Source organism: Microbacterium sp. LMI1-1-1.1 (assembly GCF_040815675.1).
In the GTDB taxonomy this organism is placed as follows: domain Bacteria; phylum Actinomycetota; class Actinomycetes; order Actinomycetales; family Microbacteriaceae; genus Microbacterium.
This window is the reverse complement of the sequence record NZ_JBFPNN010000008.1, coordinates 325,706-342,047: the sequence shown is the minus strand read 5'-3', so window position 1 is coordinate 342,047 and position 16,342 is coordinate 325,706. Positions and strand designations below refer to the sequence as shown.

At 71.1% G+C, this 16,342-nt stretch carries 12 protein-coding genes; 5 read left to right on the top strand and 7 right to left on the bottom strand.

Annotated elements, in window-relative coordinates; genetic code table 11:
* The first annotated feature begins 243 nt into the window (after positions 1-243).
* Positions 244-1,149 (top strand): helix-turn-helix domain-containing protein, encoded by a 906-nt coding sequence (locus MRBLMI1_RS11230; RefSeq protein WP_367732744.1) that lies wholly within the window; start codon positions 244-246, stop codon positions 1,147-1,149.
* 113 nt (positions 1,150-1,262) lie between these two features.
* Complete coding sequence (locus MRBLMI1_RS11225; protein WP_367732742.1) at positions 1,263-2,150, top strand: AraC family transcriptional regulator; 888 nt, start codon at positions 1,263-1,265, stop codon at positions 2,148-2,150.
* A 13-nt stretch (positions 2,151-2,163) separates the two neighbouring features.
* Here MRBLMI1_RS11225 and MRBLMI1_RS11220 read toward each other — a convergent pair whose 3' ends face one another.
* The 3 genes from MRBLMI1_RS11220 to MRBLMI1_RS11210 all read right to left on the bottom strand — a co-directional run bounded on the left by MRBLMI1_RS11220 (position 2,164) and on the right by MRBLMI1_RS11210 (position 4,788).
* Positions 2,164-2,742: a putative glycolipid-binding domain-containing protein gene (locus MRBLMI1_RS11220; RefSeq protein WP_367732740.1), complete on the bottom strand. Its 579-nt coding sequence runs from the start codon at positions 2,740-2,742 to the stop codon at positions 2,164-2,166.
* A 20-nt stretch (positions 2,743-2,762) separates the two neighbouring features.
* Positions 2,763-3,581, bottom strand: coding sequence for an SDR family oxidoreductase (locus tag MRBLMI1_RS11215; protein ID WP_367732738.1), 819 nt, complete (start codon positions 3,579-3,581; stop codon positions 2,763-2,765).
* 166 nt (positions 3,582-3,747) lie between these two features.
* Positions 3,748-4,788 carry an RICIN domain-containing protein gene (locus MRBLMI1_RS11210; protein ID WP_367732707.1) on the bottom strand — a complete coding sequence of 347 codons (1,041 nt, stop codon included), beginning with the start codon at positions 4,786-4,788 and terminating at the stop codon, positions 3,748-3,750.
* Positions 4,789-5,115: 327 nt separating this feature from the next.
* Between MRBLMI1_RS11210 and MRBLMI1_RS11205 the strand changes: the two genes are divergently transcribed.
* The 3 genes from MRBLMI1_RS11205 (at position 5,116) to MRBLMI1_RS11195 (ending at position 8,343) form a co-directional block, all read left to right on the top strand.
* A complete protein-coding gene (locus tag MRBLMI1_RS11205) occupies positions 5,116-6,015 on the top strand; it encodes an NAD(P)-dependent oxidoreductase (RefSeq protein WP_367732705.1) in 900 nt (299 codons plus the stop codon).
* Between the two features lie 36 nt (positions 6,016-6,051).
* Positions 6,052-7,482 carry a GntP family transporter gene (locus MRBLMI1_RS11200; RefSeq protein WP_367732703.1) on the top strand — a complete coding sequence of 477 codons (1,431 nt, stop codon included), beginning with the start codon at positions 6,052-6,054 and terminating at the stop codon, positions 7,480-7,482.
* A 156-nt stretch (positions 7,483-7,638) separates the two neighbouring features.
* Complete coding sequence (locus MRBLMI1_RS11195; protein WP_367732701.1) at positions 7,639-8,343, top strand: FadR/GntR family transcriptional regulator; 705 nt, start codon at positions 7,639-7,641, stop codon at positions 8,341-8,343.
* Between the two features lie 21 nt (positions 8,344-8,364).
* On the opposite strand, the gene MRBLMI1_RS11190 is transcribed toward MRBLMI1_RS11195, so the two are convergent.
* The 4 genes from MRBLMI1_RS11190 to MRBLMI1_RS11175 form a co-directional block, all read right to left on the bottom strand.
* Positions 8,365-9,315 carry a DNA-methyltransferase gene (locus MRBLMI1_RS11190; RefSeq protein WP_367732699.1) on the bottom strand — a complete coding sequence of 317 codons (951 nt, stop codon included), beginning with the start codon at positions 9,313-9,315 and terminating at the stop codon, positions 8,365-8,367.
* The gene (locus MRBLMI1_RS11185; protein ID WP_367732697.1) at positions 9,312-10,361 is read right to left on the bottom strand and encodes a lipoate--protein ligase family protein; all 1,050 of its coding nucleotides are present in this window, start codon (positions 10,359-10,361) and stop codon (positions 9,312-9,314) included. Before MRBLMI1_RS11185 ends, MRBLMI1_RS11190 begins: the two co-directional genes overlap by 4 nt.
* 78 nt (positions 10,362-10,439) lie before the next feature.
* The gene (locus tag MRBLMI1_RS11180) at positions 10,440-12,668 is read right to left on the bottom strand and encodes an MMPL family transporter (RefSeq protein ID WP_367732695.1); all 2,229 of its coding nucleotides are present in this window, start codon (positions 12,666-12,668) and stop codon (positions 10,440-10,442) included.
* Positions 12,669-12,745: 77 nt separating this feature from the next.
* Positions 12,746-16,087, bottom strand: a complete 3,342-nt coding sequence (locus tag MRBLMI1_RS11175) for a family 16 glycoside hydrolase (RefSeq protein ID WP_367732692.1) — start codon at positions 16,085-16,087, stop codon at positions 12,746-12,748.
* Between the last annotated feature and the right edge of the window lie 255 nt (positions 16,088-16,342).

Here is a 16,342-nt window from a genome sequence, read left to right as displayed (position 1 = left end):
CCGATCCCCCGTCGGCCGTCTCGGGTCGCGAAATCCTGACTGTGTCCGTAAGACCTGTCGGACTTCACCCCTCCGTCACTTGTCGCCTATTTCGAATGCGCTCCCCTCACTCATAAGGAGGTCGGGAGGTGAAGCTCGAGACGCTGAGGGGTGAACCCGCGGATGTGGTCAGCGGGCGAAGCAGTCACCCCGCATCCTCACTGAGTCACCGTGGGGGAGGTGAACAGAGGGAAGGTCCGGCACGTGAGACAGACGCAGGTCCCCGGCGCCCCAAGCACCGTCGCCGGGGTGGGCCGCTGGTTCGACGACCACGGATGGACGGCGGACGTGCGGGGTAACGCGCCGTACTGCTTCGCGGACGAGGCCGCGCATCTGACGACGACCGTGCGTCGTATCGCCCACTCCCCGCTCGCGGCGACGCGCCGGGTCACGCCCGCATCGAAGATCCTCGTGTCGATGCAGGCCGAGGGCGAGACGACCTTCTGCACCCGGGACGGCGCGACACATCACGTCGAAGAGGGCGGCGTCCTCGTCTGCGCCCTGCCGCACGTCCTGGAGCTCCGCGCGGACGGACCGTCCGCCCGAGTGGAGGTCGAGATCTCCGCCGACGTCGCCGCTTTCGACCTGCCCGACACGGTCGTGCTCACCGCGCCCGCCCACGACTCCCGCGCCGTCCACACCCTGAGCGCCGTGGTGATCGCCAGCCTCAACGTGACCCGGCGCGTGTCGCCGACCGTCGACGCCCACCTGCAGGCGGCGGTCGCCCACCTCGCGGCATCCGTCGTCGATGAGCTCGTGGCGCGCGGCATCCCTCCCGCTCCCGACGAGGCGCGCGACCTGCTCGCCCGGGCCCGCGCCCTCATCGACGCGCGCGCCGGCACGCCTGGCGTGACGGTGCAGGCGTTGGCGTCCGAGCTCGGCGTGACACCGCGCCACCTCGCTCGGGTCTTCCGGATCGCCTTCGCCGCCCCCAAAGCGGCGCTCACGGAACGCCGGTCGATCGCCGCGCAGCTCCTCATCTCGGGCGGGACGGATGCGTCGCTGACCACGATCGCGCACGCCAGCGGCTTCCCCTCGGCGAGCGCCCTGCGATACGCCCTGGGGAGGACGGTCGAGGGCGCTGAGGTGCTCGACCCCGCCATCGGGTGAATTCGTTCTTCCGAGCGGATGATTTCCTCGTCCGCGCTCGATCCCTGCGGCGACTCGTGGCAACGATCAAAGGACGCCTGCTCGCCCGAGACGGCCCGACCCCTGGAAGTTCGATGACGACTGCCGCCAGCCGCCCCACGCGCTACGAGGGTGCGGCGATGGAGGAGTGGTTCTCGGAGCACGGATGGCGGGCGACGACGGACCTCGCCGTCAGCTACGCCTTCGTCGACGAGGCGCAGCTGCTGTCGACGGTGCTGCGACGGGTGTGGCACACCGCGTCGGCCTTCGAGCGTCGGCCGAGCAGCGAGCCGCGGCAGCCTGTGATCTGCGCGCTGCTCCAGATCGAGGGCGAGACGCACCTGCGGACGAACCTCGGGGAAAGCCTCACCCTCTCCCAGGGGTCGGCGCTCGTCTGCGTCGCGGCACAGCTCACCGCACTGCTCTGCACCGCGCCCTCTGCGCGCATCGAGGTGGAGCTGCGCGTGGCATCCCCGGATCCCGACCGCACCCCTCTGACGGCCACGCGGATGGACGAAGGCGTGCCGTGGGCCGCCTTGACGTCGGCGGTGAACGGCATCTTGAACTCTCGGCCGGATGCTTCCCCGACCACGGGCTTCGCTCTGCAGGCGGGCATCGTCGGACTCGTCTCGGCGCTGCGGGCGGAGATGACCGAGAAGGTCCGCCGGGATGCTTGGGTCTCGCCGGATGCCACCCTGTACGACAAGGCGCTCGCGTACATCGACGAGGGCTCGAGCGATCCGGACTTCACCATCCAGACGCTCGCACGGCGCCTGGGGGTGAGCCCGCGTCACCTGTCCCGGACGTTCGAGGAGCACGGTGCCAGCCCGCGCGAGGTCCTCGCCCGGCGCCGGCACCGGGCCGCCCTTCTGCTGATGCAGGAGGAGCCGCGACCGCCGCTCGCGCAGATCGCGCGGGAGGCGGGGTTCTCGTCCGCCGACGCCCTGCGCTATCAGCTGCGGCACCGGCGCGGTCGGAACTGAGCGAGCGCCCGCCTCACGAGTGGCGGACGGCGATCCCGGGGTAGTCCACGATCAACCCGGCGCCGTCGTAGCGCAGCTTGCAAGCGAATCCGAACGTGGTCGACGCGTAGTGGAAGGTGAGCGAATCGGCCGACCTCGCGAGCAGCGTGTATCGCTGTTCGAGCCGTTCCACGCGGAGGTCGTCGGCGCGGACGAAGACCGCCGGGACGTCCACGCCGACACCCTCGCCGAGGGCGAGGCGATGAAGCGGGAGCGTGTTCGTGACTGCGGACGACTCGAAGTCGACGTCGTGGCATCCATCGAGGTCAGGTCGGAACTCGCCGTCCACCGACCACCTGCCGCCGTCGCACCGCAGCGCGACGTCCCGCTCGCCGCCCTCTGTGAGCGTCGTCGCCCGGACACGGGTCGTGGTCCAGGCGGCATCCACCTCGACCTCGTACCCCACCGACCACCTCGTGGAGTCCTCGTCCGCGGACGTGTGGCCGCTGATGCGGTACCCGGAACCGAGCGGGCGGAAGAAGGCCACCTCGAACCCGTCCCTCGCCCCGCGATGGGACCACGCCGCACCCTGCGGCAGTCGCTGCAGCTCCATGATGCGACCGGCCCGCGGGGTCAGGAGCCGTGGGCCTCCTCGGACACCGGCTGCCACTCGCGCCAGGTCTGCAGACGGGACTCGTAGTCCTTCTCGGCGATGCCCAGGGGCGCCTTGCCGAAGAAGATGCGCAGCGGCGGGTTCTCCGCATCCACGACCTTCAGGATCGCGGCACGGGTCGCCTCCGGCTTGCCGGGGTCGGCAGCCGAGGGACGCTTCGACGCCTGCTCGCGGACGTCGGCGTAGGCCTCGATCTCCTCGCTGCGCTTGGCGGACGGGCCGGACCAGTCGGTGGAGTACCCGCCCGGCTCGACGAGGGTCACATGGATGCCGAACCCGGCGACCTCCTGCGAGAGCGACTGCGACAGTCCCTCGAGGGCCCACTTCGACGCGTGGTAGGCGCCCACCGTGGGGAACGCGCTGATGCCGCCGATGCTCGAGACCTGGATGATGTGGCCCGAGCCCTGCTCGCGCATGACGGGGAGGGCGGCCTGCGTGACCCACAGGGCGCCGAAGAAGTTCGTCTCCAGCTGCGCGCGCACCTCGTCCTCGGTGAGCTCCTCGACCATGCCGAAGTGGCCGAAGCCGGCGTTGTTGATGACGACGTCGAGCCGCCCGAACTTCTCGTGGGCCTCACGGACGGCATGCCGGTCGGCCGAGCGGTCCGTGACGTCGAGCTGCAACGCGAGGAAGTTGTCGGGGTAGGCGTCGACGAGCTCCTGCACATCGTCGAGGTTGCGCGCGGTTCCGGCGACGTTGTCGCCCCGCTCCAGCGCCGCCTCGGCCCACTCGCGGCCGAAGCCCTTGGATGCGCCGGTGATGAACCAGGTCTTGCTCATGGGAGTCCTCCGAACAGGTGAGGGGGTGAACGCGGCGACGCTACGCCCCTCCCCTGCGCCCGCGGCGGGCTTGACACCCGGGGTGGTCGGGGGAAGGGCGCCGGCCCCGATGGGATCCTCCGCGTGGGCGAAGGGACCCGCCGGGGCCGGCGCTGTCGTCAGGAGGTCAGAGACCGTCGTGGTGCATGGCCTGCACGAGGCGGACGTTGCGGTCGAAGTTGGTCTCGTTGTACTCGTTGGAGTAGTTCAGGCCGTAGGGCCAGAAGTGCGAGCCCCCGCAGTTGATGCGCGCGTCGGGACCGTCCCACGAGCGCAGCAGGGGAAGCGCCGACGGCCAGTCCTGCGCGTCGCACTTGGCCTGGAAGTGCCCGGCGGTGCCGACGCCGACGGTGTGCGAGATCTCGTGCAGAGCGGTCCCCTCCTGCATGAAGCCGCGGTTGGAGCCGAAGCGGATGTTGCCGTTGATGCTCGCGTCGGCCGTCTGCACCCACGGGGCGTACTCCACCGTCAGGTGCCGGTGGGTGTTGTTGAAACGGTTGTAGCGGGCGACGGCACGGTCCATCGCGTCGGTGATGCGGGCGTAGGCGTCCGCCTCGTCCTCGGTCGGGTTCGCCGACCGCGCGAGCGAGTAGGTGAGCTTCGACACGTTCGGGTCCGTCAGACGCCAGCGCTGAACACCGGAGTTGTTGCAGGTGGTCTGCACGAGCAGTCCGCCGTCGGTGGGAGCGGTCGCGCTCTGCAGGCAGAGATTGTTGTAGCGGTTGCGGATCTCGGTCCACCCGCCGCCGACGTCGGTCAACGCCCACTGCTGCACCTCGTTGCGGAGGCAGGTCCACTGCCGGACCTCCGACCCGGGGGCGGTGGCGAAGTTGAAGTTGTCCAGGCAGAGGTTGCTGTGCCTGTTCTTGATCTCGGCGAAGCCGTTGCCGAGGTCGGTCACGGCCCACAGCTGATTGACGCCCTCGAGGCACGTCCACTGGCGGACCTCGGCGCCGGGCTGGGTGTTGAATCCGTAGTCGTCGAGACAGAGGGTGTTCTGCTGGTTGCGGATCTCCTGGTTGGGACCGGTGCCGACCGGCGCGGCCGCCGAGGCGGGCGCGGTCGCGCCGAAGGTGGTGAAACCGATTGCGAACGCGACGACGAGCGCGCCCAGCGCCCGGGTCCTCGTGTACCGCTTCGGACGGGTGGACGTCGATGTCCGGAACATGGTGTGCCTCTCAAGCACGGAGCCCGTCAGGGCTGGAGTGGGGGAATCTCGCGCGCGCACGCCGAGGCATCGGAGTGCACGTTCGAGCACGGGGCGACGTCTCCTCCTCGAGACGACGAGACGGCCGGGGGACCGCCTGGGTGTGCCAGTTCTCTTCGGGATGATCGCTCATGTTTGCGCTAACATCCTGCCGGAATCATGGCAACGAGCGCTTCGCCTGTCAAGGTCCGGCCGCCGACGAAGCGTGACATTTTTCGCTCGCAACCCATATGATGGCTGACGCCTGACCACTGCCGGTGGTCGCCAGGAAGAGCGAAGGAGCTTCTCATGACCGCCGCCTACACCGTCACCGTCCTGGGGCTGGGGGCGATGGGCCTCCCCATGGCCACGCGTCTCGCGACCGGACTCACCGTCCACGGCTTCGACATCGCGGAGGCCCGTCTGCGCCTCGCGGAGGAGCAGGGCGTGACGCCGTTCCCCTCCGCGCGCGAGGCTGTCGCGGACGCGGACGCGGTCCTGCTCGCCGTCCGTGACCAGTACCAGCTGGACGACGTGCTCTTCGGCGACACCGGCATCGCGACGGCGCTCCGCCCCGGCTCGGTCGTCATCCTCACCAGCACCGTCGGCACCGCGGGGATCCGCCCCGTCGCGGAGCGTCTCGCCGCCGACGGGATCGACCTCGTCGACGCTCCCCTCTCGGGCGGCCCCGTCCGCGCCGGGCAGGGCGACCTGCTCATCGTCGTGGGCGCCACCCCGGCCGCGCGTGAGAAGGCCGCCCCGGTGCTGGAGCTCCTGGCATCCACTCTCACCGTCGTCGGCGACAACGCCGGAGACGGACAGGCGCTGAAGACCGTCAACCAGCTCCTCTGCGGCGTCCACATCGCCGCCGCCGGAGAGGCTCTGGCCCTCGCGGACGCCCTCGGACTCGACCCCGAGAAGACGCTCGAGGCCCTCATGGGCGGGGCCGCCGCCTCGTTCATGCTCGGCAACCGCGGTCCGCGCATGCTGCAGGCCTACGACGAGGAGGGCGCCGAGGTGCTGAGCGCGCTCGACATCTTCGTCAAGGACATGGGGATCGTCGGTGACGCCGCCCGCCGCGTCGGTCTGCCCACCCCGGTCGCGGCCGCCGCCGAGCAGCTGTACCTCACCGGTCGCTCGCAGGGCCTCGGCTCCCGCGACGACTCCTCCGTCATCCGCGCCGTGGCCCCCGAGCGCCGTCGCGGCTGACCCTCACCTCTGCCCGGAATCGAAGGAGATCCCGACGTGTTCATCCACACCGCGGACACCCCGCCCATCGCCCCCGCCGTCGAGTTCGGCACCGGGGCGCTGCTCGCCATCGCCGCGGCCGGCATCGCCCTGCTGCTGGTGCTCATCATCCTGTTCAAGGTCCACGCCTTCGTCGCGCTGCTCATCACGAGCGTCGCGGTGGCGCTGTCGGCGCAGATCCCCGCGGGCGACGTCTTCACCCTCGTCGGGAACGGCGTCGGCTCGACCATGGGCAAGGTGCTCATCATCATCGCGCTGGGCGCCATCCTCGGTCGGTTGATCGAGGTGTCCGGTGGGGTGCAGCACCTCGCCGAGAGCTTCACCGACCGCCTCGGCCCTCGCCGGGTGGCCGTCGCGCTCACGATCGTCGCGTTCGTCGTCGCCATCCCGGTGTTCTTCGAGGTGGGCGTGATCGTGCTCGTGCCGATCCTCTACGCCTTCAGCAAGATCGCGGGCGTCAAGCCGATCGTCTTCGGCCTGCCCATGTTCGGCCTCATGCTCGCCGTGCACGTCGCCGTCCCGCCGCACCCCGGCGTCGTCGCGGGCGCCGGCGTCTTCGGCGCCGACCTGGGTCTCGTCACGGCGATCTCGCTGCCGATCTGCGCCGTGCTCGGACTCCTCTGCTTCTGGGTCGCGCGGATCATGAACCGCACCGACTACGCCCTGGCTCCGCGGGTGGCGGCGCAGATGGCGGAGTTCGGCCAGACCAGCACGGTCATCGAGTCCCGTCGCCCGGACGGCACCGTGATGGCCCCGCCGCGCGCCGGCACCGTCATCGGCCTCATCGCCCTGCCGATCGTGCAGATCCTCGTCGGCACGGTGCTCTCGCTGAGCCTGCCGGCCGACTCGGCCGGGCGCGGAGTCGCCACGTTCATCGGAACGCCCGCCCTCGCCCTGCTCGTCGCGGTCCTGGTGGCGTTCTTCGTGCTCCCGGTCCGCCGTCGCTGGGGCCTGGCCCGGACCAACGAGGTGTTCGAGAGCTCCATGCCCCCGATCGCCTCGATCCTCCTCGTCGTCGCCGGCGGCGGCGTCTTCGGAGCCGTCCTCCAGGCGTCGGGCATCGGCACCGCCCTGTCGGTCACCCTGGAGAACCTCGGCGTGCCCCTCCTGGGGGCGGCGTTCCTCATCACGCTCGCGCTGCGCGGAGCCCAGGGCTCGGCGACCGTGGCGATCGTGACGACCGCGAGCCTGCTGTCGGCGGGCGTCGCCGAGGCCGGCTACAGCCCGCTGCAGATCGCCGCGGTCGCGGTGGCGGTCGGGTTCGGCTCGCTCGGCCTGTCCATGGTCACCGACGCCGGCTTCTGGATCGTCACGCGCTACCTCGGGCTCACCGTCGCCGACGGCCTGCGCACCTGGACCGTGCTCACGACGATCCTCGGTGTCGCCGGGTTCCTGCTGACCTGGGCGGTGTTCGCCCTCGCCGGCTGAGGTCTGCCGCTCCGCCGGGGCGGGGACGCATCGCGGTGGGTCCGAGGCGGTGTTCGTGCATCGGGCGGGGTGAGCGCACCCCAATGCAGGAACGCGCCCCGGACCGACCCGATCTTCCCCGGCCCGGCGATTAGGTTGGACCGGAAAGGGGATGCCATGGCACGACGTTCACGCGTCGACGAGGTCGTCGACGGTCTCTTCGACGACATCATCGCTCAGCAGCTGACCGCCGAGCAGGCTCTCCCCAGCGAGGCCGAGCTCGGCGAGCGCTTCGACGTCAGCCGCGTCACGGTCCGCGAGGCCATCAAGACCCTGCAGGCACGCGGCGTCGTCCGCGTCGAGAGCGGCCGCGGGTCGTTCGTGCAGCCCCTCGCCCGGTGGACCTCGCTCAGCGCCGTCCTCGCCGCCACCTCCGCCAGCGCGGACGCGTCCGCGGCGGAGCAGCTCATCGAGCTGCGTCGCATCTTCGAGACCGGTGCGGCCGCGCTGGCCGCCGAACGGGCGCAGGACACCGAAGTGGATGCCATCGAGGCCGACCTCGCGTCGATGAGGGAGGCGCACCGGGCCGACGACCTCGACGCCTTCGTCGCGGCCGACCTGTCCTTCCACGACCGGATCCTCTCAGCATCCCGGAACCCGTTCCTGCGGGTGATGTTCGCGCCGCTGACGGAGGTGCTCTCGGAGCGGCGGGCGCAGACGTCGCGGGTCCGGGTCATCCAGGAGCACGCCATCGCCGAGCACGAGCGCGTGCTCGAGGCCATCCGCAGCGGCGACGCCGACGCCGCGCGACGGGCGATGGACGGGCACATGCAGCAGACGCTCGACGACCTGCGCCAGCACGTCCTCCGCGCGGGCGACTGACCGGGCGCGCGGCGGGAGCCGTCAGGCGTGCACGTCCGCATGCGGGAGACGCTTGCGCATGACCGCCACCGCGTCGGCGTTGTCGTCGATGAGCACGGAGCGGCGGCCGAGCGGCGACGCGACCGCCCCGAACGTGCCGCTGCCGGCGAACATGTCGAGCACCCGGTCGCCCGGACGGCTCGAGGCCTGCACGATCCGGCGCAGCACGCCCTCGGGCTTCTGCGTCGGATACCCCGTCTTCTCGCGGCCGGTGGTCGGCACGATCGTGTGCCACCACACGTCGGTCGGGAGCTTGCCGCGGGCGGCCTTCTCGGGCGTGACGAGGCCCGGCGCCATGTACGGCTCGCGGTCCACCGCGTCGGTGTCGAAGAAGTAGCGGTCGGGGTTCTTCACGTACACGAGGATCGTCTCGTGCTTGGTCGGCCAGCGCCGCCGCGACTTCGCCCCGTAGTCGTACGCCCAGATCAGCTCGTTCAAGAAGCGCTCGCGCCCGAACAGCGCATCGCACATGACCTTCGCGTAGTGCACCTCGCGGTAGTCCAGGTGGAGGTACAGCGTGCCGTCGTCGGCGAGCAGCCGCCACGCCTCCACCAGCCGCGGCTCCAGAAAGCCCCAGTAGTCGTCGAACTTGTCGTCGTACGTGCGCAGGTCCCCGCGCAGCCGCGAGTACTCGCGCCCGTGGAAGCCCCGCTGCACGACGGGAGCGGGCGCCTCCTCGTCGACCTCGCCCGGGAGGAGGAGAGGGGATGCCACGGGCTCGGGGGCAGCGGCATCCGGGGTCTCGTCCGCCGGAGGCGTCCACTTCGCGGACTCGACCGCCTTCTGACGGGTGCGCCCCGTGTTGAAGGGCGGGTCGAGGTAGACGAGGGTGAACGTCCCGTCGGCGAACGTGCGCGTGACGTCGAGGTTGTCGGCGTGGTGGATCTCGACGGCGCCCTCGTCGAGGATGCCGTCGATCGTCTCGGCGCTCACGGGACGCGCTGCAGCCACGCGTCGGTGGCGAACTTCGACGCGACGAGGGCCTCGGCCTCGGCGTACTCGTCCGGAGTGACGTTGCCCGGGGTCGCGCCGTACAGCGTGGTGAACGTCTGGATGAAGCGCTCGATGATCTCCTCGCGCGACAGACCGGTCTGGCTGCGGAGCGGGTCCACGCGCTTGGCGGCCGAGACGGTGCCCTTGTCGCTGAGCTTCTCGCGGCCGATGCGCAGCACCTCGGTGAGCACCTGGCCGTCCATGTCGTAGCTGAGCGTCGCGTGGTGCAGCACGCCGCCGTTCGCGAGACGCTTCTGCGCCGCACCGCCGATCTTGCCGTGCGGACCGGCGATGTCGTTCAACGGCTGGTAGACCGCGTCGATGCCCAGCGAGCGGAGCGCCTGGAGCACCCAGTCGTCGAGGAACGCGTACGAGTCGGCGAACGTCATTCCGGCGACGAGGGATGCCGGGACGTAGAGCGAGTAGGTGACGATCGAGTTCGCGCCCATGAGCATCGCACCGCCGCCGGAGATGCGGCGGACGACGTCGAAGCCGTGCTTCTGCGCCCCGGCCGGATCGACCTCGTTGCGCAGCGACTGGAACGAGCCGATGACGACGGCGCTCTCGTCCCACTCCCACAGGCGCAGCGTCGGCTTGCGCAGGCCGGCGCCGACGCGGGTCGTGAGCACCTCGTCGAGGGCGAGGTTCATGCGGGGCGAGACGGGGCCGTCGTGGACGACCTCCCACTCGAAGTCCGCCCAGCCGGGGGCGGTGACGAGCGCGCGTCGGATGGCCGTGGCGACGGCCTCGGGCGTGAAGCCGAGCAGCTGCGCCCCCTCGGGCAGGGCGGCGCGGATGGCCGCGGCGATCGTCGGGACGTCGGACTCGATCGGGAGTCCGTTCACGGCCGCGTCGATGTCGTCGAGGGCGTCGTCGGGCTCGAGGAAGAAGTCGCCCGCGAGATGGAAGCCGGAGATGCGTCCGTCGCGTTCCTCGAGGTCGACGACGACCAGCTTCCCGCCAGGGACCTTGTACTCGCCGTGCATGCGTTCAGCCTACGCGGGGCGTCGGCGAGGTGCCGTCGGGGCGCCGTCGTGCGGGGTCGGGGCGCCGTCGTGCGGAGTTCACGGCCGACACGCCGGTACGGCCGAGTCTGCCCGCGGCGTGTCGCCCCGAACTCCGAAGGACGGCATCGCGGGGGCCGCGGGAGAGGACGGCGGCGGGTCCGCGGCGGGGAGCGGGCGGACGGGCCGGGAGCCGGGCCACCAGTTCGCCCGTCCGAGCAGGGTCATGACCGCGGGCAGCAGCAGGCCGCGGACGACGGTCACGTCGAGGACGACCGCGACGACCATGCCCACGCCGATCTCCTTCATGGCCACGAGCTCCCCGAACGCGAAGCCGAGGAACACGATGCAGATGGCAGCCGCGGCCAGGGTCACGACCGGACCGGTCCGCGCGATCCCGTGGCGCACGGCCTCGGCGTTGGCCCGGCGGGGGTCGACCGCGCGGTCGCGGGCGCGCCAGCGCTCCGTGATGCGCGCGAGCAGGAACACCTCGTAGTCCATCGTCAGGCCGAAGGCCAGCACGCCGATGAGCAGCGGGGTGGTGAGGTCGAGCGCGCCGGTCGGGGTGAACCCGAGCAGCGCCCCGCCCCACCCCCAGGAGAACAGCGCGACGAGGACGCCCAGCGTCGCGGACACCGTCAGACCGGCCAGCAGGAGCGCCTTCACCGGGACGATCAGCGAGCGCGTGAGGGCGAACAGCAGGGCCACGGCCGAGACCGCGATGACGATCGCCGCCCACGGGGCGCGCTCGCGCAGATGGTCGCGGGAGTCGACGAGGAAGGCCGCCGGCCCGGTCACCCGTACGGCGACCGCGGCATCCATCCCCCGCACCTCCTCGACGAGGCGCACGGCCTCCGCCCCCGTCGCGGAGTCCCCGACGGGACGGAAGTCGACGACGGTGACGTCCGCCGGCAGGCCCGTGACGAGGTCCGCGTCGGCGACCTCGGGACGCGCGGCGATGCGGTCGAGGAGGTCGGTGACGGCGGCATCCTGGACCGAACCCTCGACGAGGACCGTGACGGGCTCGACGCCGAGACCCGTGAACCCGGTCGTGACCGCCTCGTACGCGCGCCGCTCCTCGGCGGCGGCGGGCAGGGACCGGATGTCGGAGGAGTCGAGGGAGAGGGATGCCAGCGGTGCGGCGAGCGCGAGCAGGGCGGCCGTGGCGCCCACGGTGACGAGCAGCGGCCGTCGCTGCGCGAGCCGGGTCGAACGGACCAGGAGGCCCTCGCGGGACCGCCCCGGACGGCCGGCCCACGGCCGGGCCCAGGTGCGGGCGTGCCGTGCGGGGAGGGCGCGGCATAGGTAGGACAGGGCGGCCGGGACCAGGGTCAGGCCGGCGAACGTGGCGAACAGGACGACGACGGCCCCGCCGAGCGCCATCCCGGACAGGAGCGGGTCGCCCAGGATCAGCAGGCCCAGCAGCGCCACCCCCACGGCGAGCCCCGACACGAGGACGGCCCGGCCCGCTCCGGCGAGCGCGCGGCCGACGAGGTCGTCGACGGGCGCCTCCGGCGTCGCGGCCCGCTCCTCGCGCAGCCGCAGGACGACGAGGAGGGAGTAGTCGACGGCGAGGCCGAGGCCGAGGATCGTGACGACGTTGACGGCGAACTCGTTCACCTCGGCGATGCGGGCGAGACCCCCGAGGACGGCGAGGGTCGGCGCGACCGCGGCGAGCGCCGCCAGGACCGGCAGCAGTGCGATGCGGATCGAGCCGAGGACCACGGTGAGCAGGGCGACCAGCCCGAGGAGGGCGATCCCCTCCCCGACGGCCGCGTCGGTGGTGGCGCGGTCGACGAAGGCCGCCTCCGCGAGCAGCTCGCCGCCGACGAGCACCTCGGGAGCGTCGATCGTCCGCAGGACGTCGGCGACACGGGATGCCACGGCGTGGGCCTCGTCGCCGTCCAGGCCCTGCGCGAGCTCGACGACGACGAGGGACGAACGGCCGTCGTCGCCGATCGCGCCGCCCGCGGTATAGGCGTCGGTGACCTCGCCCACGCCGGGCAGCGCCCGCACCTCGGCCATGACGGCCGTGGCGCTCTCGCGCAGCGCCGGGGCGAAGAAGTCCTCGCCGGAGATGACGGCGGTGACGATCTCGCCCTCGGGGTCGAGGGCGTCGAGGCGTTCCTGGGTCGTGCGGGACTCCGACCCCGCGGGGGCGTCGGCGACGGAGACGGCGCGGTCGAACACGTCGCCCGCGAGGGCGGAGCCGCCCGCGACGAGGACCGCCCAGGCGACGAGGACGAGGAGGCGGTGCCGGCTCATCCGGCGACCGAGGGAAGCGAGCATCGGGGGTCTTCCTGAGAACGGAGGAGCGCCTCCGGCGACGGGCTCGGAGGAGCCCGCCACCGGAGGCGCGTGGGGGATCAGCCGCAGCTCTTGGCCGCGTACGCGGCCGTGGCCTCGCCGGTACGACCGTCAGCGGTCGCGCTCACCGTGGCCTCGCCGGCCGGGACGGACGCGGCACGGGTGGTGAAGGTGTGGAACACGGACTTGCCCGGCTGCACATCCTCGATCACCCGCTCGCCCCACGCCGAGGTGAGGGTCACGTCGACCGGCACCGTGTCGGTGTTGGTCGCGCGCACCGTCAGCGACGCCTTCTTGGCGAGGCAGCGCAGCTCCGCGGACGCCGTCAGCGCGAGCGGCGCCGGCTCGTCGATGTCCATGACCCGGATGTTCCGGTAGGACACCGCCTCTCCACCGCCGTGGTTCTGCACGCCGATGAAGCCCTGAGAGATGTCGCGCGCCGGGTCGGTGCTGGTGAAGTCGTTCACCAGCGTCCCGTTGAGGAAGACCTTGATGGTCTGCCCCCGCACGACGATCTCGTAGGCGTTCCACGAGCCGACGGGGTTGAGCGCGGCCTCCACGGCATCCAGGTCGGCGCCCTGGAACGTGTAGATCGCCCCGGTCGTGCGGTCGTCGGCATCCGTCGCGTCGATCTGGATCTCGTAGCCCTGGTTGACCGCCACCCACGGGTCGCCCTTGGGGTCGGGGAACCCGACGAAGACGCCGCCGTTGTGGTCGGCCACGAGCTTCCAGTCCAGCTTGAGGCTGTAGTCCTCGAGCTCGCCGCCCTGGTGCCAGAGCAGGCCGAGCCCGCCCTCGCCGCGGATGCTGCAGTCGTCCTGACGTCCGAAGCCGCCGGGGCCGGCCATGCGCCACCCGTCGAGGCTCGTCAGCGTGCCGTCGAAGAGCGGACGGTACCCCTCCTCGATCTGCGCCGGCGTGCAGATGTCCGCCGCACCGAGCGAGAGGACGTCGACGTTCAGGTTGCCCTTCGTGCCGGTGTCGTACTTCAGCGCGATGGTGTTGCTGCCCGCCTGCAGGTCGAGGTCGCGGGTCACGGTGCGCCACGTCTTCCAGTCCGTCGTGGAGGGGAACTCCCACGGGCCGATCTTCTGCCCGTTGACGTAGAGGTTGACGTCCTTCGCGCCCGGAGCCGGGTTCGGACCGTTCGCGTACCGGACGTTCACGGGGTAGGTGCCCGCGGCATCCACGTCCACCGTGAACTCGAAGGCCGAGCCCACCGACCACATGCCGCCGGCGAAACCGGCGCCCGAGTAGCCGCTGTGCTCCCAGTCGACCTTGGCGCCGCCGGTGAGACGCGCCTCCTCGGCCTCGTACCAGCCGCGGTCGGCCGGGGAGACGTAGCCGGGCAGGCTGTTCAGCGTGTACCAGGCCTCGGTGCTCCACAGCTTCTCGCCCGTCGCGGACGCGAAGGGCTGCGGCGAGCGCAGGTGGACGACGCGTCCCTGCTTGAGGCCGTCCAGCGTCAGCCGCACCGTCCGACGGTCCTCGGAGACGGTCGCCGCCGACACGCTGAGCACCTCCTCGTCGAGCTTGGGCCCGCCGTAGGTGGACGTGGGGAGGTAGCGCCACTGCTGCGCGCGGTAGGCCCGCGCGATGTTCGCGACGGTCTCGTCCGAGAGCGGCTGCGTGTAGGTGACGTCGAAGCCGCCCTCGACGACCTCCATCGAGACGATGTCGAACGCGTTGTTCTGGTTCGGCACGAGCTTCTGCAGACCGTACGTCAGCTTGCCCGCCTCGCCCCAGTTGCCGCCCTCGCCGGTCCCGCCGACGTAGAGGGACTTGTCGGGGCCCTCGATGACGCGGTTGACGCCGACCTCGAAGCCCGCCGAGTGACGAAACACGGCGCCCTGGAACTCGCCGTCGACCTTCTCGAGGAAGGCGCGCTGCAGGCCGCCGTAGGTGACGTCGCCGAACATCATCTGGCCGGCGAACGGACCGTTCTCGAGGAGGATCGGCGTGCTCGGGGAGTTGCCGATCTCGTTCTGCGGGATCCAGACGGCCGGCTGCGTCACCGGCTGGTCGTCGAAGGGTCCGGCGGGGTTCGTGAAGTGGTTGAAGAACCGTCCCTGCTCGACGTGGACGAGCTTGGAGCTCGGCAGCCACGCGCCCTGGTTGTCCATGGCGAACAGCTCGTCCTCGGGACCGAAGGCGATGCCGTTCGGGGTCCGCAGCCCACCGGCGACGTACTCGATCGCACCGGTGGCGCGGTTGATCTTCACCGTCGTGCCGCGGTTGGCCGCCGGCTGCGGGTTGGTCGTCGCTCCCCCGTTGTCGATGGCGACGGAGAGGTTGACGTAGAAGTTCTCGTCGTCGTGGATCAGCCCGAACGCGAACTCGTGGAAGTTGTTGCCCGAGGGGTAGGAGGCGACCGTGCGCTTGCTGTCGAAGACGCCGTCGCCGTCGGGATCGCTGAGCTCGGTGAGCTGGTAGCGCTCCGAGACGTAGATCTTGTCGCCGATGACGTCGATGCCCATGGGGTTCTGCAGGCCGCTGGCGATCTCCACCGCGGTGACGTCCTCCGGGCCGTCGGCCGCCTGGACGTTCTTCATCAGGAAGACCTTGCCCGGCGTGCTGGTGTCCCATCCGCCGGAGTTGACCGATCCCGTGGTGAGCACCGCGAGGTCGCCCGCGTCGGTGAAGTCGAGAGCGGCGACCTTGGGCGTGAAGCCGGCGGGGCGCAGGTCGACCAGCGTGTAGTTCGGGTTGACGGCATCCAGGCGGAGACCGTCGCCGGCGGAGTCGGCGCTGCCCTCGCAGTACTTCGTGCCGGGCGCCGTCACGCGGACGACGCCGGTCTCGGTGCTGAGCACGTTCGCCGGGATGACCGTGAAGCTCGAGCTCCCCGGCGTCTTCCACTCGACCGTCAGCTGCTGGCCGTTGGTCGCCTCGAACATCTCCACGAAGAGGTCGTGGACGCCGACGTCGAGCGTCGCCGTGCCCTCCACGGCCTCCGGGCCGTGCAGTCCGTCGTTGTCGATGATCTGCGTGCCGTCGAGCGTCAGGCGGGATCCGTCGTCGCTCGTGAGGCGGAAGGCGTACTCGCCGGGCTGACTGACCGTAAGGTTCGCCAGCGCGTGGGTGATGAAGTTGTCGCCCGCGCCGAACTGCTCGTCGGTCGTCCAGTCGATCGTCGACATCAGCTTGTCGACGTTCGGGGTCTGGCCCGATTTGAGAGTGCACACTTCGGTGAGGGGCGGGGTGCTGTAGGTGCGCAGGGTCACGCCCTGCTCTTGCTGGGGGAGATCCGCCGGTGTGTTGACGGCGGGGTCGACGGCGGCGCCGGCGGGCAGGATCGCTCCTGTCGCCACGAGCGCTCCGCCCAGGAGACCGGCCGCGAGGGTCCTCGCGACGCGGGTGCTGCGCCGGCGGGTGCCGGTCGAGGCAGCGGGTATGGGCATCATTGCTCCTTCGGATCGTCGTCGCGGCCGACGCACGATCTCCGTCGCCCTCGACGGTCGTCATCGTAGGTGGCTTTTACCAACACGTCTACAAAACCTGGCAGATAGGCGTTTAGAATCAGCAGCACTACTGGGGTTGTGGGTCCACCGCTCCGCTGCATTGGTGTACGGTCAAAGGATTTTTCCCGGCTGCAGGCGTTTTTACCGGCTGGCTCGGCTGTTCGACGTGCGTGCATCTTTTGCTTGACCGTTGTG